This window comes from Photorhabdus cinerea (genome assembly GCF_011189575.1).
Taxonomy (GTDB): Bacteria; Pseudomonadota; Gammaproteobacteria; order Enterobacterales; family Enterobacteriaceae; genus Photorhabdus; species Photorhabdus cinerea.
Genome location: NZ_PUJW01000023.1, coordinates 1 through 19,341, shown reverse-complemented (window position 1 = coordinate 19,341; position 19,341 = coordinate 1). Strand labels below are relative to the sequence as shown.

Here is a 19,341-nt window from a genome sequence, read left to right as displayed (position 1 = left end):
AAAAGGAGTTTTTAACATGTCCTTGCATGAAGAGAGCAGTACAACATTAGCCCTAGGAGCCACCACCTCTTTGCTAGACGAAATCATGTCTCAAGCAAGAATGACTCCGGAAAATGACGGCTACCATATTGCAAAACAAGGTGTTGCCGCTTTTATCAGCAGCATTTTAGATACAGGCACTAACGAAGAACCTATCAACAAGCTTGTGGTTGACAGAATGATTGTGGAGCTTGATAAAACGCTCAGCACTCAGGTAGATGAAATCATGCACGCCAAAGAATTCCAAGAGCTGGAATCATCATGGCGTTCACTGAAGTTATTGGTTGATCGCACGGATTTCCGTGAAAACATTAAGATCAATATCATCCATGCCACCAAAGAAGAATTACTGGAAGATTTTGAGTTCTCTCCAGAAATCATCCAATCCGGCTTATATAAACATGTTTACTCAACAGGTTATGGTCAGTTTGGTGGTGAACCCGTTGCAGCAGTCATCGGTAACTACGCCTTTAGTAATAGCTCACCTGATATCAAACTGATGCAATACGTCAGTGCGGTTGGCGCGATGGCTCACGCACCCTTCCTCTCTTCCGTTGCACCTGATTTCTTTGGCATCAGCAGCTTTACAGAACTGCCAGCGATTAAAGATCTAAAATCCGTTTTCGAAGGCCCAGCCCATACCAAATGGCGTGCACTGCGCGAATCTGAAGATTCACGTTATCTCGGACTAACAACACCGCGCTTCCTGTTACGTCTGCCATATTCAACAATCGAAAACCCAATTAAAAACTTTAACTACCAAGAAGATGTCAGCAAAGATCACGAGCATTTCCTGTGGGGTAATACCGCTTATCTGCTAGCAACCTGCCTGACTGACAGCTTCGCCAAATATCGCTGGTGTCCGAACATTATCGGCCCACAAAGCGGTGGTACTGTCAGCGATCTACCCGTTCATCTGTTCGAAGCCATGGGGCAAATCCAGGCCAAGATCCCAACAGAAGTTTTAATTACTGATCGCCGTGAATTCGAATTAGCGGAAGAAGGGTTTATCACCCTGACGATGCGTAAGGGTAGTGACAATGCGGCCTTCTTCTCTGCCAACTCAGTTCAGAAGCCAAAAGTGTTCCCTAATACCCGCGAAGGGAAAATGGCTGAAACCAACTACAAATTGGGTACTCAACTACCATATATGTTCATTATCAACCGCCTTGCACACTACATCAAAGTATTGCAGCGCGAGCAAATTGGTTCCTGGAAGGAGCGTCAGGATCTGGAACGTGAACTAAATACATGGCTGAAACAGTACATCGCCGATCAAGAAAACCCACCAACAGATGTCCGTAGCCGTCGTCCTCTACGTTCCGCCCAAATTCAGGTTTTGGATGTAGAAGGAGATCCAGGTTGGTATCAGGTGGCAATGCAAGTTCGCCCTCATTTCAAATACATGGGTGCCAGCTTTGAATTGTCACTGGTAGGACGTTTGGATAAGGAATAATCAGTCATGGCTGCGCTGTACAGTTGGAATAGAGAGGGCTCTGCCAGCTTGTTTGAGCGTATTCAGGGGAAGAACTCCGGTTCTTCCCGTCAGTCAAGAATGCGTGAGCTGCTCAACTCCATAAGACGGCACCTGAATAATGTTCTCAATACCCATCCGGGTGCTTGTCAGAGTGCGGTTGATCTCGGCGTTATTGATCTCAATGATGCCACAACCACTACAACTGACTTTAAACAGAGTATTGAGCAGGCAATAGAGCACTGCATCATAAATTATGAACCAAGAATATCGTCAGTTTCTGTCAGCGCAATCCATGATGACAGTGACCCATTGCTGTTGAGTTTTCACATCAGTGCCCAGGTATCCCTGGATGATATTCACGACGTCGTTGAATTTAACATTCAATTGGATAACAACCGGCGCTATTGCCTAGAGCGGACTCAATAAAATGTCACTTGAAAAATACTTCAGAGAAGAATTGGATTACCTAAGGCAACTGGGACGGGAAGCCGCAGTTGAACATCCTCATCTCGCTTCATTTCTGTCTGAACAAGGCTCTGACCCAGATGTTGAGCGCCTGCTGGAAGGATTCGCATTTCTTGCCGGTAACTTACGAGCAAAAATTGATGATCAGTTCCCTGAACTGACCCATGGATTACTGCACATGCTATGGCCAAATTATCTACGGCCAACACCCAGCATGACAATTATCCAGTACACACCCGATGAAAGTGTCGTCACAAAAGCCACGCAAGTTAAACGCGGAGTTCAAATCAAGAGCCATCCGCTGGCAGATGATGACGATGATATTTACTCAAATAATACCGATCCGAAAAAAACAGAGATAGACAACCGCTGTACTTTTACTTTATGCCGCGATGTCTGGCTGTTCCCGATGTCAATCCAAGACATTTCTGTCAATAACAGTAATGAACAAGGTGTCATCGGTTTGAATTTTACCTCAAAGACAGCACTCAACTTACAGGAATTACAACTTGATAAGTTACGTTTTTATCTGAGCGGTGATGACTACAGCAGTACACAGCTCTATTTCTGGCTCAGTTACTACCTTGAAGACGCAAAGCTCGTCGTAGGCGATATCACAATTCCATTGCCAGATTTTGATTTCGTTCCAGTTGGTTTTAATCGGGAAGATGCCCTGCTGCCTTACCCAAAAAACTCCTACATGGGTTATCGCATCTTGCAGGAGTATTTCTGCTTTTCTGAAGGTTTCCTGTTTTTTGATGTCACCGGTTTCCCTAAATTACCCGCAGATCTTAAAGCCAGCGATTTCACGCTGAATCTCTATTTCTCGGAGGCACTCCCGCCAGAAATTAAAATTCGTCAGGATACTTTTCGACTGCATTGTGTTCCGGCAATCAATCTTTTCCCAATGGATAGCGAAGCGATTCGATTAGATAACAGCCAAGCTGAATACCCATTGAGGGCTAGCTATAGTCATCCCGATCGTTACGATATTTTCTCCATTGATAAAGTGGAAAGTTGGCTACTCAATGCCGATGGCACACCCAACCGCGCCAAAGGTAGTGAACGGATTTATGTACCATTTGAAAGTTTTCATCATCAAATCGAACATGAAAGTGAGCTCAATACCCGCTATTTCCGTATCAGAGTCAAAGAATCCCCTTTCCGCAAAGGGCTTGAACACTATATCTCTTTTGTCCGTGGCGATGAATCCCAACTTCTGTTAAATAATGAAAACGTCTCTGTCAGACTGACATGTACCAACCGTGAGCTGCCACTGCAACTACGGGTGGGTGACATTAATTTCCCGTCACTGGGCAGTCCATCATTTGCAACATTCCGCAACATAACCCGGCCATCGGTTCCACTTTATCCATTAATGAGCGGTAAGTTTCACTGGTCCCTCCTTTCCAATATGTCGCTGAATTATATGACATTGCTGGATAAAGATGCACTAAAGCAGGTACTGAGGACCTATGATCTCCCCAGCAGGCATAATCGACAATCATCACGGTCATCACAAAAACGGCTAGACGCGATTGAACGGATTGAAACTCAACCAATAGACCGCCTGTTAAAAGGGCTTCCAGTGCGTGGACTAGAATCAACATTGTATATCCGGCAACAAGCTTTCAGCTCTGAAGGTGAGCTCTATCTGTTCAGTACCATACTGTCACGCTTCTTTGCATTATATGCCAGCATCAACTCCTTCCACATATTGAAGGTGATCAATTTAGATAATCAGGAATGCTATCAATGGCCGGAACAGATAGGTCAACACGCGTTGATGTAATGGATAAAAACTCACCAGATAATCTGGCGCCAGATTTATCAAAATATAACTTTTACCAATTGGTTGAGTTACTCAACCAATTGGCGGTAGCGTGGGAAAAAACAGGTCAAACCAATCGCCCTGATCGAGAATCAATCCGTTTCAAGTCCAGTGCAAGTCTGGCTTTTCCAACCAGAGACGTTGTCTCTGTGAACCGTACCGAGCAAGGCCGTTTTCAGGTGAAAGTCTCCTTTCTTGGATTACACGGTAGCCAGTCTCCTATGCCTGGCTACTACCTTGATTCGTTGGCATGGGAAGAAGCTCAGGACGAAAACCGACTGACTGACTTTTTGAATATTTTCAACCACCGTTCAGTCGTCATGCTTCATCAAATCTGGCGGAAATATCGCTATTACATCTGTTTTGACAAGAACGGACTGGATGATTTTTCTCAGCGTATGTTCGCGCTGGTAGGGCTTGGCAGTGATGTGAACCGCGCTCACTTGCAGATCAATCACAGCAAAATGCTAGCCTATGCCGGTCTGTTAGCCAGCCCCGGTCGATCGCCGGAAGTAATATCCAGTCTGGTCTCACATTGCTTTGATCTATCGGACGTCACGGTACATAGCTGGCAAATTAGAAAAGTCGCTATCGTTCCATCACAACAAAACCGCTTGGGTGGAATACTGAAAATAAATGGTCAGAAAAAAATTCAACAATCAGTGCTGGGGGGAAACTTTTGTCTCGGTTCATGGGTGAAAGGTTGCAACGGTAAATTCCTGTTATGTATCAATAACCTCTCTCGTGAACACTTTCTGTCATTTCTCCCGGATGGCAAGAATTTTCTACCACTGGTGATGTTTATCTGTTTTGTCCTACGTGATCAATTGGCCTGGGATCTACGCCTTGGACTGGCCGAAAACCAGGCTGACGGCATGGTACTTGGCACGAAACAAAACAATAACCTGGGGTGGACCAGTTTTCTCGGCAAGCCGGAAAAGAAACCCTTTATCACAATTTCAGTTGGCAGATAAAGAATTATGGAAAAACAACAACCAACCCTTTCATTACGAGTGCTCAACAGCGATCAACTGGAAAGCGGTAAATCTGCCAGTTGCTTGTTCTCCATTCAAGGCGGCACAGTCGGTAGCAGCGAAAGCCACCTTTGGTCAGTTCAGGATCAGCAGGGCAATATCAATCCGTCACAATTTACTATTCAGTGGCGTGATGGCGCATTTTGCCTGCAAATGATCGCCGGCCCTCTATTTGTGAATAAGTCACCGCTAACCTCCGGCGCCGGCCTGATCCGACTGCAACAAGCAGATGAAATTACCGTCGGTAAGCTGGTGATTAAAAGCCATATCAGTTTTTCCGACGCAGATCGTATTGATCCAATGATGGTGTCACCAGAATCACTGGTCTCCAGCTATAGCAATCCATTAGACGCTATGATGGAAAAAACTCCCGTCCAGGATAACGCTTTTACAGAGTGTAATTCTCTGGCGCCAACGATAAACCATGATTTAAACCACGACCCACTTAAGGTTCTCGACAGCGAAAATCTGACCACACTGAGTCAGACACCAATAAGTAACGAAGTAGACCAAAGCCTAGAACAAGGCCGTTACCGCGCACCATTATTTTTCTCTCCCCTCTCAGATAACAGAGGCAATGCTATGGATCGGGATTTTGTTGATTTACCGAGTATCTCTTCACCTTCAAGTGAACAATATCAGGACATGGAGCAACAGCATATTGCTATCACGCCGCTGATGCGAGGATTGAACACACAATTACCTTTGCATAACAGCCAGCAGGCCAACGACTTTCTGGAAGAAATGGGTAAAACCATGAAAGCGGCAATTGATGGTTTACTGGCACTACAGCGTGCACAGCATGGTCTGCGTGATAAACAACTACGTCCTATCGAAGATAACCCGCTACGGCTAAATATGGATTACAACACCACCATGCAAGTGATGTTCGCTGATCAAAAAAGCCCGGTACATCTTTCTGCGCCATCAGCCGTCTCTGAAAGCCTGCATAACCTGCAATTACACTATCAGGCTAACCGGATTGCGATCACTGCCGCATTGAACACGATGCTGGATGCTTTCTCACCAGAACACCTACTGAGCCGTTTTGCCCAATACCGTCGCAGTAATGAGACCCAAGAAAAAGATGCCGCCTGGGCATGGGAAATGTACTCCAGTTACTACCGCGAATTGGCTTCCAGCCGTCAACAGGGATTCGAAAAGCTGTTTGGTGAAGTTTATGAACAAGCTTATGACCGCGCTCTACGCCAAGGTTTAGAGGATACCCAGTAATGAAGCGCTCCGGTGGTAATACCTCATGGTCCGGCATATGGCTTGTATTGCTGGCAACGCTGATGTTGTTAAGCGGTTGCAGCAGTACATGGCAGGCAACGAAGAAAGTCGGACAGGTTGTCTGGGACCCATCGACTCCTGTCGGTCAACCTGCGGATTTACCTTCCACCGCAGCGATCACTTTGCTAGCAGAGCCTGATATCAACCCCAATAAAAATGGAGAAGCCACTCCGGTTGAAATGCACCTAATTTATCTCAGTGAAGATTCTCGTTTGCTTGCCGCGGATTATGACCAGCTTAAAAGTGACGAACTGGATAAAGCGTTGGGGAAAAATTACATCGACCATCAGGATTACACCTTATTGCCGGGGCAATACAAACCACTACCCGTCATCCCGCTGGAAAAAAAGAGCCGTTACATTGGCGTTATCGTTCGTTATGCCGATATCAATCAATCCGAATGGAAAAAAGTTATCCGTGTGAAAGACACGGGACAGCAATACCACATTCTAGTGCACATCAGAGCGAACGAAGTTGAACTTAGAAAAGAGGAGCAATAACTATGCCAGGCAAAAATCGGGTGATTTGGCGCGAAGGATTATTCATCAAGCCACAACACTTTCAACAACAACAAAAACATAATGACTATCTGGCACACAGCCGCCTGACGTCCCTCACCAGTTATGGTTACGGCTTCAGTTCTCTGACTATTGACAAAGATCTCCTCGCGTTGGGACGCATCGGTATCATCGAAGCCAGTGGTATCATGCCAGATGGTACCATGTTCTCCGTTCCGTATCAGGATGCCACTCCTCAGCCCCTTGATGTCATAGATCTTCACGAGAACAATAGCAAAGATATCTATCTGGCACTGCCAATAGCCAACGATACCCTCAATGAAATCTCCCATCCAGAATCCAATAGCGCCGGCGCTATGCGCTACCGCGAACATGTGAATGATATCCGGGACCTGCACACGGAGGGCGGTGATGTCAGCCAGGTCATACTGGCACAACTGACACCGGTTTTGAAACAGGGTTCAGAAGATCTCAGCGCTTTTACCGTACTCCCGCTATGCCAGATAATAGAGAAGCTTCCGACGGGAACCATCATATTAAATGAAGATTTCGTGCCAACCTGTACGTCTATTAATGTCTCAAATAAACTAAAAAGTTATATGGATGAAGTGGATAGAGCACTGATAGAACGAGCCAGATCACTCGCTAACCGGATTGGTTCTCCCGGTCAGCAAGGGGTAGCCGATGTTGCTGAATTTATGATGCTCCAGTTAGTTAACCGGATTCAGCCGTGGTTTACCCACTACGCCAGACAAACCATTCTGCATCCCGAACACTTTTTCACCCAATTGATCCAAACCTGTGGTGAACTGAGAACATTCACTCATGAATCCCGTCAAGTGGGCGATATACCGGAATATAATCACGACAGCCTGACGGATACATTCCATCAAGTCATGCGTTCCATCCGCGAAGCAATGGGTGTTGTCCTGACCCCACGAGCGATCCCGATTAAACTACAAACTCAGTCAAATGGCATTCGGGTGGCAAATATCCATGATCGCGATGTATTGACCAAAGCGGATTTCATTCTGGCCATCCGTGCCGAGGTCCCACAAGAACAATTACTCCGTCAGTTTGTTAAGCAGACCAAAATCGCGTCTCAGGAAAGAATCCGCGAAATGGTCAGCGTCCAGTTGCCTGGCGTAGGACTGATTCCGCTTCCCGCCGCTCCTCGCCAGTTGCCTTATCACGCCGGCTACACCTATTTCCGTTTTGATCAGCAAGGTGCAGCATGGCAAGACATTCTCAAAGGTACCTCCATTGCCTTCCATGTTTCAGGAGATTTCCCCGGATTAGACCTGCAATTCTGGGCAGTCAGAAATGGGAGTGACTAATGAAGAACAAAGCTATCAACGACAACGCCATTTTGATGCAAGTAGAAACTGATACTACTTTGCACCGTCAGTATCAGTTACCGTTGCGCGGAGAAAGCCTGAACCCGATGATTGATGCCGCAACACCGTTGCTCGGCATGGTTATGCGTCTAAAAGACATGGGTGATGAGCCACTACCAGACCAGCTTTATCAACAAGTCGTCACCGATATCCAGGCAATCGAACAATTTTTACAAACCAAAGGTTATGAACCGGGCGCAATTGTCTCTTTCCGCTACATGCTCTGTACTTTCATTGATGAAACTGCACTGGGTCATGGCTGGAACAGTCAGAACGGCTGGTTGCAACAATCTTTACTGGTGCAATTCCACAATGAAACCTGGGGTGGTGAAAAAGTCTTTCTGCTGCTGGAGCGTTTGATGGGTGAACTTCAACGCTACCAGCATCTACTGGAATTTATCTATCTCTGCTTTTGCCTCGGCTACCGTGGTCGCTACAAAGTGAGTTCGCAGAAAGGTGATGATTTTGAGCGTTTATTCCGCCGGTTACATCAACAGTTACACTCGCTGCGAGGCGAAGCACCGCCCACTATTCTGCACAGTAATGCCAACGAGCATGACAGCCGCTACCGTTTGGGTAAGCGTCTGACTATCAAACACCTCCTCTGGAGCGGTATTGGTCTGCTCGCCGTGGTTTATAGCTTTTATGCTGTCCGGCTGCACAACCAAACCCAGAACATATTACAACAGCTAAATAATTTACTGAGTTAGGAAATAACCGATGATTCAGATTGATCTACCCACATTAGTTAACCGCTTAAATCCGATGACCCGGCATGCTCTGGAAACGGCGGCAGCGCAGTGTGTCAGTCAGCAGCAACCTGAGATCACGGTCTCTCAGCTACTGTTGCAGATGATCAACACGCCTCTCAGTGATGTCAGAGCGATCTTCAGCCAAGCCGAAGTGGACAGTGACTTGCTGAAAGAACAGCTTGATCAGATGGTCCCTCACCATCAGGCAATGGTACAAGCCTATCCCAGCTTCTCACCCATGCTGGTGGAATGGCTACAGGATAGCTGGCTGTTAGCATCAACCGAGATGCAGCACCAGGAATTACGCAGCGGTGTCATGCTGATGACACTATTGTTCAGCCCATTACGCTACCTGACGCCACAATCTTCCCGTTTACTATCGGGAATTAACCGCGAATTACTGCGCCAGAATTTTACTCAGTGGACAGCAGGTTCAGCGGAACAACCGGTTGTAGAAAACGATAAAAACGGACAAGGCAAAAACGCAGCCAATAGTGACAGCCTACTCACCCGTTTTACCCAAAACATGACAGAACAGGCTCGTCAGGGAAAACTCGACCCAGTTTTGTGCCGTGACGCCGAAATCGACCTGATGATCGATATTCTTTGCCGCCGACGTAAAAACAATCCAATTGTAGTGGGTGAAGCGGGCGTGGGTAAAAGCGCGCTGATTGAAGGGCTAGCTTTGCGCATTATCGATAATCAGGTACCAGAAAAATTGCGCAACAGTGAATTGATGACACTGGATCTGGGTGCATTACAGGCAGGTGCGGCGGTAAAAGGTGAATTTGAAAAGCGTTTCAAAGGCATAATGAGTGAAATCAACCAGTCATCCGTACCGATTATTCTATTTATTGATGAAGCTCATACGCTAATTGGTGCGGGTAATCAACAGGGCGGACTGGATATCTCTAACTTGCTGAAACCCGCTCTGGCACGTGGTGAACTGAAAACTATCGCCGCAACCACTTGGGGCGAATACAAAAAATATTTTGAAAAAGATGCTGCTCTCTCTCGCCGTTTTCAACTGGTCAAAGTGGCCGAACCAACAGCGGAAGAAGCCATTATCATTATGCGTGGCCTGCGGGCAATTTATGAACAATCTCATGGCGTATTGATCGATGATGAAGCACTGAAAGCCTCCGCAGTATTAAGTGACCGTTACCTCTCCGGTCGCCAGTTACCAGATAAAGCTATTGACGTATTAGATACCGCCTGTGCACGCGTTGCCATTAATCTGACTTCACCTCCGCGTCAGATTTCCGCACTGAAAAATCAGCTCCACCAGCAGCAAATGGAATCGGATGTGCTGACGAGAGAGCAACGCATGGGGCTGAACCAACATACTGACCGGCTAGCTGAGCTTCAGCAACAACAGCAGGAAACGGCAGAAAAACTGGCTGAACTGGAAACCAGTTGGCAACAACAACAGCAATTGGTTCAACAAGTTATTGAACTGCGCCGTCAACTGTTAACAAATGAAGCAACCGATGAAACCGAAGAGAACGAAACACCTGCGGAAATCGTGACAGAAGAACTGGTTGCAAAACTGTCTGAACTTAATCAACAGTTGGAACAGTTACAGCAACAGCAAACGCTGGTTTCCCCTCATGTGGATAAAAACCAAATTGCGGCAGTTATCGCCGAATGGACTGGCGTCCCCCTTAACCGTTTGTCACAGAGTGAATTATCCATTGTCACTGAACTACCAATTCATCTGGGGCAAAGCATCAAAGGACAGGAGCTTGCTATCAAATGCCTGCATCAACATTTATTGACTGCCAGAGCAGACCTGCGCCGTCCTGGTCGCCCACTGGGAGCCTTCCTGCTAGTGGGGCCAAGCGGTGTCGGTAAAACCGAAACCGTTTTACAACTTGCGGAATTGATGTTCGGTGGCCGTCAGTACCTGACCACCATCAACATGTCCGAATTTCAGGAAAAACACACTGTTTCTCGCCTGATTGGTTCACCGCCGGGCTATGTCGGATATGGGGAAGGCGGCGTACTCACCGAAGCCATTCGCCAGAAACCTTATTCCGTCGTCCTACTTGATGAAGTAGAAAAAGCGCATCCTGACGTACTCAACCTGTTCTATCAGGCATTCGACAAAGGAGAACTGGCTGACGGTGAAGGCCGGGTGATTGACTGTAAAAATATCGTCTTCTTCCTGACATCCAACCTTGGCTATCAAACTATCGTTGATAATGCCGATAAACCGGAAGAGATGAATGACCTGCTCTACCCTGAACTGGCGGCATTCTTCAAACCGGCATTACTAGCGCGAATGGAAGTCGTGCCTTACCTGCCACTGGGATACGACACCCTGAAAACTATTATCCAAGGCAAACTGGCCCGCCTTGATAACCTGCTGCGTCAACGTTTCAATGCTGAGGTCACCATCAGTGATAACGTGATTGAAGAGATCCTGCAACGGGCAACTCGTGCTGAAAACGGTGCACGAATGCTGGAGTCAATCATTGACGGCGCTTTGTTACCACCGCTATCTCTGCTGTTGCTGCAAAAAATGGCCTCAGGGAAGCAGATCCGTGCTATCCAGCTAACCGTTGATGAACATGAATTCAACGCGGTGGTTGAGGAGCTCCAATGAAACAACGGCTGAAAAGCGCATTAGCGTTATTGGAAAATGACTCGATTGAGCAACTGGTTCACCATTTTCTTCAGGTGAATCACCAACGCCAGCGTTTTGATGCCTTGCTGGTTTCCCTACTTAACATGAACGAAAACCGTCTGGAATGTTATCGGTTACCAGCACCAAACCAGATAAGCGCCCTACAACTGGATGTCAATATCGGCGATATCAACCATCCGCTGGTACAAATTCTGTATAAAGGCACACCTATGACATGGGAATCACTCAATCAAGGGGTACGAATAGACAATCAGAACTTTCGCACCTTTATAGAAGAGTTGCCCTACCGCTGTGGCTTGCATGCCATCCCACTGTTCAACTGCAACGGACAAGCATGTGGTGTGATTGCTGTTTTCGCCGAAGATGCTCATCGCTTTGCTGACGATAACAACATGTTTTACATCTACTGCCATGTAATGCAGCACCGACTGAAAAAATTACAGGAGTTGGAACAACTGCGTGAACAACTACGCCAAATTCGTCAAGTTTTTCAAGCTCAACGCCAGAAAGAAAAACAGCTTGATGAGCTACTGGCTTCGTTGAGCACCACCTCAGAAAACAAAGCATCGGCCAACATCTCTCACGATTACAGCAAAATCGACAATTTGCCTCAGGCCCTTGAAGAGTTTGAATGTGCAGTATTGGTACAACGCCAACATATCTATGGCGATAACACCAAACGGATTGCAGAAAGCTTAGGCATTGCACCACGCACACTGACCTACAAGCTGGCGAAATACAGGTGTAAATTATGAGTTTCTTTTTACTTGTCAGTTCATTAATCGCATCCCTGACTGGCACACCTGAAATTCAGCCAGCTCAGGAAACCACAACGGAGCCCTCGCTACCGGCCTTACTGCAATGCCGTTCAGAACCTTCACCGCTGATCAGGCTGGATTGCTATGACCGTCTATTAGATAAAGTGGACAGTGCTGTCGTCATTCCGTTAGAAAAAACTGGCCCTGCCTGGCGACAAGCCATGGAACAGGAAATGAAACGGACTGACCACTCAACGGGTTTTATCACTACTCAATCCAAAGGAATACCGACCCGCGTCATACTCACTACACCTGCGATCGGCGTTCCACCTCCACGACCGGTACTTGTACTGAGTTGTATCGATAGCATTACCCGGATACAAGTCGCCCTGACTACGCCACAAGACAGTGGTACGGTCATGATTTCGACTGACATAACCCAATTCAGTGCTGACTGGTTTTTACGCGAAAACGGTTACCTGCTGGAATCCAGTCGTGGGTTACCGGGCATTGAAACACTCAAACGACTGATGACAGGTGACACCCTGACCATCAAAACCAGCAACGGAAACCGGATGACATTCAACATTTCTCAACTGGAACAGGCGGTGAAACCCTTACGCTCCGCCTGTCGTTGGTGATCCCAATGGATATCAGGAAACAATTTGACTGGCAGGAACTCCTGCTAACACCGCTATCAGATGAACTGACCAGCAAGGAACTGAATGAGAACGAACCTGCCTGGGAATATATTGATGGTGAAATGATTAAGCTGGGATCACTGGCCCATTCCACGATCAACATTGAAGAAATCCAACGCCAGGCGCTGCAACTATTCAGCGAAAAAAGTAAAGATTTCAGGCTGATGGTTCACCTGTTGCGGACACTACAACACAGCGGCAACCCCGCTGAGCTAATACTAGCAATGGAACTGCTAGCCGATTACATCAAACATTACTGGCAGATTGCCTGGCCACAAAAACCCCTGCTTAAGCGCCGTCTGGCACAACAGGCTATTAAACGTTTTGACTCTGCTCAGGCCAGCTTCTGTGAACAAGCGGATGAGACTCAACGGGAAGAAGCGCAAGGCGCACTAGCTCATCTGGCGCAATGCTGGCATACCGATGAACCGGCACTGGCTAAAGAGATCGATCAGTTACGTTCCCGTTATGCCCGCAAGCCGACACCAAAGCCGGTCGCAGCCTCCGCTGTACCAACAGAAAACACAACACAACCTACCATTCCCCCAGCGCTGACCCCAGCACCGGACATAACGGTAGACAGCTCCAGTGAAAAAGCCTGGAAACAGACGTTGCTGACTGTGGCCGATCTACTATGCGAACGCCAGCCTGACTCCCCTACGGGCTACCGGCTGCGCCGTTATGCGATCTGGCACACATTAACTACCGCACCGATAGCCAACGGCGAAGGCAAAACTCCACTGGCACCCATCTCAACAGACCGTACCGCGGATTATCTAACGAAACTGCCTGCTGCCGATAAGTCTTTACTGCAACAGATAGAGCAGAGCCTGACGCTCGCCCCTTACTGGCTTGACGGACATGCTATCGCAGCTCAAGCCGCCGAGAAACTAGGTTATACCGCAGTTGCCAACGCCATCCGCGATGAACTGAAAGCATTTCTTGACCGCTTGCCGGTTTTACAGACCCTATATTTTTCCGATATGAGCCCATTTATTTCAGCCGCAACCCTGAACTGGCTGCAACCCCCAGCCACCACTGCCTGCAGTGGTGGCTCAACTCAGGATCAAGAAGCTATCTGGCAATGTTTCCAACAACATGGACTGGAAGCGGCGCTCAACGCAGCAGAACAGCATCAGCAACAACTGACTGAACCCCGAGATCAGTTCTACGGTCAACTGCTCACGGCACAATTGCTTGAAAAGGCGGGAATGACCGCACTGGCGCAACAACATTACCGACATCTATTGCAGGCAGGACAACACATGTTACTCACCCATTGGGAACCCAGCCTGTTGGCAGGACTGGCAGAAAAAGCCTCAACTCACTGCCCGCCAAAGGATACGGCAGCAAACAGGAGTGTTAACCCATGAACTGGCTTTCTCTTCTTCTGAAAAATATCAAAAAACCGGCAATGCCGCGTCTGCCACCACTCAAAGCCACATTCTCGCTGATACTGGCTCTTCTGCCCTGCCTGGCTCTTATCTGGATATGGTGGTGGGGACCGGGCTGGCAGTTCAAGCAAACTTACCCGCTAGAAAATCTCTCTGCCCGCTGGCTGGCAACCGCTATCATTATCTTAGTGGTGCTGGGTTTTGTTGGCACAAAAATCTGGCGTCGTTTGCAGCAACTGGAAAAATTAAAACTAGATGTAGAACTGAAAGTCGTTGATCCGGTGCTGACCGACATTACTCGTCAGGACAGCTACCTCAACCACTGGAAAGCGCAGCTACAACGCCATCTCGGCACCTGGGATTACCTTTACCAACGCCCCTGGTACTTAATGATTGGTAACACCGACAGCGGCAAAACTTCGCTTATCCAGGAAGGTTACAAATTGACTGACATTTCCGCCCCAGACGCTCTGAAAGGGGAAGATGGTCTTCCACTGCGCCTACGCTGTTGGCTAGGAGAAAAAGCGGTCATTATCGACCCGGACGGTTTCCTTATTGACCAAACAGCCATGCCGGACAGCGACAAGCCCCAACTGCCCACCCGTCTGTGGCATGCCCTGCTTACCTGGCTGACCGAAAACCGTCAGCGTCAGCCTCTTAACGGTATTATCTTGACAGTGGATACCCACCGTTTACTGACCGACAACAAAGAACAACGTGAACGGTATATCGCTGCGCTCCACCTGCGCCTGCAAGATCTGCGGTTAACCTTACACAACCATCTTCCCTTCTATCTGGTACTGACCAAACTCGATTTGCTACACGGATTTGGTGCAGCATACCAGTCATTGGACAGACCACAGCGCGCACAGATCTTGGGGGTCACCTTCAGCCTGAACGCCTCAGATGAGGACGGCTGGCGCACCGAACTGGCACAATTCTGGCACCAGTGGATGCAACAGCTTAACGCCGCTATGCCGGATATGATGCTCAACAAAGTGGATATCAGCCAACGCGGTCCGCTATTCAGCTTTACCCGTCAGATACAGGGGTTGCACAGCTATCTGGTACAGCTACTGGATGGCCTGCTCTACAACGGCGGACCGGCACAACCCGGGCTGCGCGGTGTTTATCTCACTTCGTCGAAACAAATCGGCCAGATGGATGACACCTTCACCCAGTCTGCCGCCGTGCAGTATCATCTGGGGCCCCAGGCATTTCCAACCTGGCCGGTCGCCGATACCGCCCCCTATTTCACCCGAGCGCTGTTTGAAGAGGTCCTACTGGCCGAACCCAATCTGGCTGCGGAGAACCGCCTATGGTTAAGCCGGAACCGCCGAAAACTACTGACCTTCTCCACTGCCGGCTCAGTCGTAGCACTGACCCTATGGACCGGCTGGCACTACTACTATCAGAAAAACTACCGGGCCGGCGAAGAAGTCCTGACGCAGGCTAAAAACTTCCTATCCGTTCCCCCACCCAAAGGGGAAGACCGTAACGGCAATTTACAGTTGCCCCTGCTCAACCCTGTCCGGCAGGCCACCCTCGCCTACGGCGATTACCATCATAAAGGGCTGCTCGCTGATATGGGACTCTATCAGGGTTCGGACGTTGGTCCGTATGTCGAAAGCACCTATCTGCAACTACTGTCCCAGCGCTTCCTGCCAGCCCTGATGAACGGCCTGCTAGATGACCTGAATCACGCCCCCAAAGGCAGTGAAGAAAAACTGGAAGTACTGCGTATCATACGGATGCTGGAAGATGGCAGTGGTCGCAATAAATCGCTGGTCGAACAGTATATGCGGGAACGCTGGAGCCGCACCTTTAACGGCCAGCGCCCGATGCAGGAACAGCTGCTGACCCATCTAGACTATGCTCTGGACCACACCGACTGGCGGGCCGCACGGGAAGCCGGTGACCCGGCAGCCATTAGCAGCTTCGCGCCTTACAAGCTCCCACTCATCAATGCCCAGAAGGAACTCAGTCAGCTTTCCATTTACCAACGGGTCTATCAGAACCTGCGCCTGAAAGCCCAGGACTCACTGCCCCCACCGCTCAACCTGCGCGACCAAATTGGCCCCAGTTTTGACAGTATCTTTATCGCCAATAATGACAAACAGCTGATTATCCCACAGTTCCTGACAATGAATGGTTTGAACAACTACTTCGTCAAACAGGACGACCAGCTGATTGACCTCACCGTGATGGACAGTTGGGTGCTGAACCTGTCGCACAACGTCCAGTACAGCGAAACTGACCGTAAAGAAATCCAACGGCAAATTACCGAACAGTATCTGGGCGATTACACCGCCACCTGGCGCAGCGCCATGAACAATCTGGACATCCGCGATTTTACTGATATCCCGCAGGCCATCGGCGCCATTGAGCAGGTCATCAGCGGGGAACAGCCAATCAGCCGGGCGTTGCAAATCCTCAGCGACAACACCCGCCTACCGGTGATTAACGATACCCTGCCCGCCAAAGAACAACAGCAGTTACGTGATGCGCCGGACTACCGCCTGTTGGTGCGTGTCAACCGGGAATTCGCCCCGGAAACTGCGGTACTGATGGAATACGGTGAAAAAAACAGCACTCTACAGGAAGTTTACCAAAAACTAACTGCACTACACCGCTACCTGCTGGCTATCCAGAACGCACCGGTGCCGGGCAAAGCCGCCCTGAAAGCCGTTCAGTTACGGCTTGAACAGAACAACAGCGACCCAATTTTCGACGTGCAGCAGATGGCGAAAAACCTGCCAGAGCCACTTAACCGCTGGGTTGGCGAACTGGCCGAACAAACATGGCGGGTAGTCATGATGGAAGCCGTCCGCTCGTTGGAAGTCGAATGGCATGACAGCGTAGTCAAACAGTACCAGACCTATCTGGCCGGACGCTATCCGTTCAATCCGGATGCTACTCAAGATGTCCCGCTCAGTGAGTTTGACCGCTTCTTCCGTCCGGGAGGGACACTGGACTCCTTCTATCAGCAGAACCTCAAACCGTTTGTTGAAAACAACCTAACCTACAGCGCTGACGGTCAACAACTTATCCGTCCGGATGTGCTGGCACAACTGAAGCTGGCTGACCGTATCCGCGACACCTTCTTCACCCCGCAAAGTGGCCTCGGTACCCAGTTCGCCATTGAGCCTATCAGCCTGACCGGCAACAAACGCCGAAGCCTGCTCAATCTTGACGGACAGCTGCTTGATTATTCCCATGGTCGCAGCAGCATCGTGCATCTAGTCTGGCCTAACTCCATGCGCGCCGGGGTGGAAAGCCAGCTCACCCTGATACCGGATGCCAGCGGCAAATCCCCGCGTTCAATCAGCTTCACCGGCCCATGGGCTCAGTTGCGGCTGATTAACAGCGGCAAGCTGACCAACGTGCGTCAGGATTCGTTTGATGTGCTGTTCTCCGTTGATGGCGGCGATATGACCTACCGTATCTACGTGGATGAATCCGACAACCCGTTTGCCGGTGGCCTGTTTAGCCGATTCAAACTGCCTGACACCCTCTACTAATAAAAAAAGACCTGTCCCCCGCGTCAGCGGGGGCTGGCAAGGATGAACTGCCATGAGTGAACACCCTGAAAACCTGATTATCCGTGCCGGCGGTAATCCGATGAACCTACCGGCATTCACCGCAATACGCGAAGAAATTAATAAAATTAACCACCCATCTCAGCCGGCAGTGAACTGGCAACTGATTGAATCACTGGCCCTGACCCTGTTCCGCTCCCACGGCGTCGATTTACAAAGTGCAATTTACTACACCCTGGCCCGAATGCAGCTGAGCGGTCTGTCCGGTTTTACCGAAGGCTGTGAACTGTTGGCCGGCGTGATTGTCAGCCAGTGGGATGAACTATGGCCGCCACAGCCGACGGTACGGACCGAAATGCTCGACTGGTTTAACACCCGCAGCGGCAATGCGTTACGCCAGCACGATTACACCACGCGCGACCTGCGCATGATTTATCGAGCGGAACGGGCCTTACAGCTGATAGTTGACCGACTCCAACAATCCGATCTGAAACGCCTGCCTAAAGTCGAAAACCTGCTGTGGTTTTTCCAGAACACGGCGAAAAAACTGGAAAGTGCCCGCATCATACCCAAACCCGCAGCCAAACCGGTGCAGATGCCACCGCTGGTTTACCTCGCCAATACAGAGCCGGAACCGGCAGAACCCGAAACCGGCTATGATGCTAGCTATGACGATCAACCCAAAGTGCAGGTCCGTTTTCCTGAGCCGCCTCCCCGGTCAATGAGTGCCTTACAGGGCTTCGGACTGGGTGCGCTACTGGGAATATTTGTCCTGATCAGCAGCTGGCTGGGGTTTTACAAACCGTTACAACAACAACTCACGGCACTGACCAACACCCCGGACGGCGCGCGACTGGCTTGGCTATATCAACCCGACCTGCAAACCTATGGACAACAGTTAACCCGGTTAACAGACACCTCCCCGCTGGTCGTATTACAAAATGCCGAGCAACTAACCAATATGGCGCAGAAAACCTGGCCACTGGACAACAAACAACAACATGAAACCGGCCGCTGGCGGCAGTTACAGGCCGTAAGACTGGAGAACGCCCCGATACCCGGCAGCTGGAATCAGACCCGGCATCAGCTCCAGCAACTGGCCGACAAAATCCTTGAACAGGAGCGCAACCGGGGCAGTTTCACCCTCTCTTACCTGAAAACGGCTATCTATCAGATACAGAACAGCCACAACCGTGAAGTACCGCTGGAAGAGCTATTGCGCCAGTTCTCTGCGGCGATAGAACAGGGGCAAACCGTCTCCCCGGCACTGATAAAAAAGACCGACGACCGCTTTAACGCCCTGCTCAACCGTTACTACGCGTTGCAAAAAGACGCCGGACTGACCACACCGGAGCAACCGCTCAATCCGTTAAGCCAATAAACACCACATGACAATGTCATCAGGAGGAAAATAATGGCAGATTCAGGACTGATTTTTACCCTCACCGTGGGTAACCTCCCGGCTCAAACCTTTGCCGTGGTTGAATTTACAC

14 protein-coding genes are annotated in these 19,341 nt (G+C 49.2%); all 14 read left to right on the top strand.

Annotation, left to right across the window (positions count from 1 at the left end):
* Positions 1–16 precede the first annotated feature (16 nt).
* From tssC to C5469_RS18065, 14 genes are read left to right on the top strand one after another with little or no spacing between them, the layout of a single operon-like run.
* Positions 17–1,495 (top strand): type VI secretion system contractile sheath large subunit, encoded by a 1,479-nt coding sequence (gene tssC, locus C5469_RS18130; protein ID WP_166309628.1) that lies wholly within the window; start codon positions 17–19, stop codon positions 1,493–1,495.
* Positions 1,496–1,501: 6 nt separating this feature from the next.
* On the top strand, positions 1,502–1,942 hold the full coding sequence (tssE, locus tag C5469_RS18125; RefSeq protein ID WP_166309625.1) for a type VI secretion system baseplate subunit TssE: 441 nt from the start codon (positions 1,502–1,504) through the stop codon (positions 1,940–1,942).
* Between the two features lies 1 nt (position 1,943).
* Positions 1,944–3,773: a type VI secretion system baseplate subunit TssF gene (gene tssF, locus C5469_RS18120; RefSeq protein ID WP_166309623.1), complete on the top strand. Its 1,830-nt coding sequence runs from the start codon at positions 1,944–1,946 to the stop codon at positions 3,771–3,773.
* A complete protein-coding gene (gene tssG, locus C5469_RS18115) occupies positions 3,737–4,786 on the top strand; it encodes a type VI secretion system baseplate subunit TssG (RefSeq protein WP_166309621.1) in 1,050 nt (349 codons plus the stop codon). Before tssF ends, tssG begins: the two co-directional genes overlap by 37 nt.
* Positions 4,787–4,792: 6 nt before the next feature.
* Positions 4,793–6,079: a type VI secretion system-associated FHA domain protein TagH gene (gene tagH / locus C5469_RS18110; protein ID WP_166309619.1), complete on the top strand. Its 1,287-nt coding sequence runs from the start codon at positions 4,793–4,795 to the stop codon at positions 6,077–6,079.
* Positions 6,079–6,639: a type VI secretion system lipoprotein TssJ gene (tssJ, locus tag C5469_RS18105; RefSeq protein WP_166309617.1), complete on the top strand. Its 561-nt coding sequence runs from the start codon at positions 6,079–6,081 to the stop codon at positions 6,637–6,639. The genes tagH and tssJ overlap by 1 nt, the downstream gene beginning before the upstream one ends.
* Positions 6,640–6,641: 2 nt before the next feature.
* On the top strand, positions 6,642–7,994 hold the full coding sequence (gene tssK, locus C5469_RS18100; RefSeq protein WP_166309615.1) for a type VI secretion system baseplate subunit TssK: 1,353 nt from the start codon (positions 6,642–6,644) through the stop codon (positions 7,992–7,994).
* Entirely contained in the window at positions 7,994–8,764 is a 771-nt protein-coding gene (gene icmH / locus C5469_RS18095) for a type IVB secretion system protein IcmH/DotU (protein WP_422615868.1), read from the top strand. The genes tssK and icmH overlap by 1 nt, the downstream gene beginning before the upstream one ends.
* A gap of 10 nt (positions 8,765–8,774) precedes the next feature.
* Positions 8,775–11,414 (top strand): type VI secretion system ATPase TssH, encoded by a 2,640-nt coding sequence (tssH, locus tag C5469_RS18090; RefSeq protein ID WP_166309613.1) that lies wholly within the window; start codon positions 8,775–8,777, stop codon positions 11,412–11,414.
* A complete protein-coding gene (locus tag C5469_RS18085; protein ID WP_166309611.1) occupies positions 11,411–12,211 on the top strand; it encodes a Fis family transcriptional regulator in 801 nt (266 codons plus the stop codon). The genes tssH and C5469_RS18085 overlap by 4 nt, the downstream gene beginning before the upstream one ends.
* The gene (gene vasI, locus C5469_RS18080) at positions 12,208–12,855 is read left to right on the top strand and encodes a type VI secretion system-associated protein VasI (protein ID WP_166309609.1); all 648 of its coding nucleotides are present in this window, start codon (positions 12,208–12,210) and stop codon (positions 12,853–12,855) included. The genes C5469_RS18085 and vasI overlap by 4 nt, the downstream gene beginning before the upstream one ends.
* 5 nt (positions 12,856–12,860) lie before the next feature.
* On the top strand, positions 12,861–14,288 hold the full coding sequence (gene tssA, locus C5469_RS18075) for a type VI secretion system protein TssA (RefSeq protein ID WP_166309607.1): 1,428 nt from the start codon (positions 12,861–12,863) through the stop codon (positions 14,286–14,288).
* Positions 14,285–17,830, top strand: coding sequence for a type VI secretion system membrane subunit TssM (gene tssM / locus C5469_RS18070; protein ID WP_166309605.1), 3,546 nt, complete (start codon positions 14,285–14,287; stop codon positions 17,828–17,830). The genes tssA and tssM overlap by 4 nt, the downstream gene beginning before the upstream one ends.
* Before the next feature lie 52 nt (positions 17,831–17,882).
* Positions 17,883–19,229, top strand: a complete 1,347-nt coding sequence (locus C5469_RS18065; protein ID WP_166309603.1) for a VasL domain-containing protein — start codon at positions 17,883–17,885, stop codon at positions 19,227–19,229.
* The last annotated feature ends 112 nt before the right edge of the window (positions 19,230–19,341 follow it).

Coding starts and splice junctions, on each gene's coding strand:
- tssC (WP_166309628.1), top strand. CDS start 17: ATGTCCTTGCATGAAGAGAGCAGTACAACATTAGCCCTAGGAGCCACC.
- tssE (WP_166309625.1), top strand. CDS start 1,502: ATGGCTGCGCTGTACAGTTGGAATAGAGAGGGCTCTGCCAGCTTGTTT.
- tssF (WP_166309623.1), top strand. CDS start 1,944: ATGTCACTTGAAAAATACTTCAGAGAAGAATTGGATTACCTAAGGCAA.
- tssG (WP_166309621.1), top strand. CDS start 3,737: ATGGCCGGAACAGATAGGTCAACACGCGTTGATGTAATGGATAAAAAC.
- tagH (WP_166309619.1), top strand. CDS start 4,793: ATGGAAAAACAACAACCAACCCTTTCATTACGAGTGCTCAACAGCGAT.
- tssJ (WP_166309617.1), top strand. CDS start 6,079: ATGAAGCGCTCCGGTGGTAATACCTCATGGTCCGGCATATGGCTTGTA.
- tssK (WP_166309615.1), top strand. CDS start 6,642: ATGCCAGGCAAAAATCGGGTGATTTGGCGCGAAGGATTATTCATCAAG.
- icmH (WP_422615868.1), top strand. CDS start 7,994: ATGAAGAACAAAGCTATCAACGACAACGCCATTTTGATGCAAGTAGAA.
- tssH (WP_166309613.1), top strand. CDS start 8,775: ATGATTCAGATTGATCTACCCACATTAGTTAACCGCTTAAATCCGATG.
- C5469_RS18085 (WP_166309611.1), top strand. CDS start 11,411: ATGAAACAACGGCTGAAAAGCGCATTAGCGTTATTGGAAAATGACTCG.
- vasI (WP_166309609.1), top strand. CDS start 12,208: ATGAGTTTCTTTTTACTTGTCAGTTCATTAATCGCATCCCTGACTGGC.
- tssA (WP_166309607.1), top strand. CDS start 12,861: ATGGATATCAGGAAACAATTTGACTGGCAGGAACTCCTGCTAACACCG.
- tssM (WP_166309605.1), top strand. CDS start 14,285: ATGAACTGGCTTTCTCTTCTTCTGAAAAATATCAAAAAACCGGCAATG.
- C5469_RS18065 (WP_166309603.1), top strand. CDS start 17,883: ATGAGTGAACACCCTGAAAACCTGATTATCCGTGCCGGCGGTAATCCG.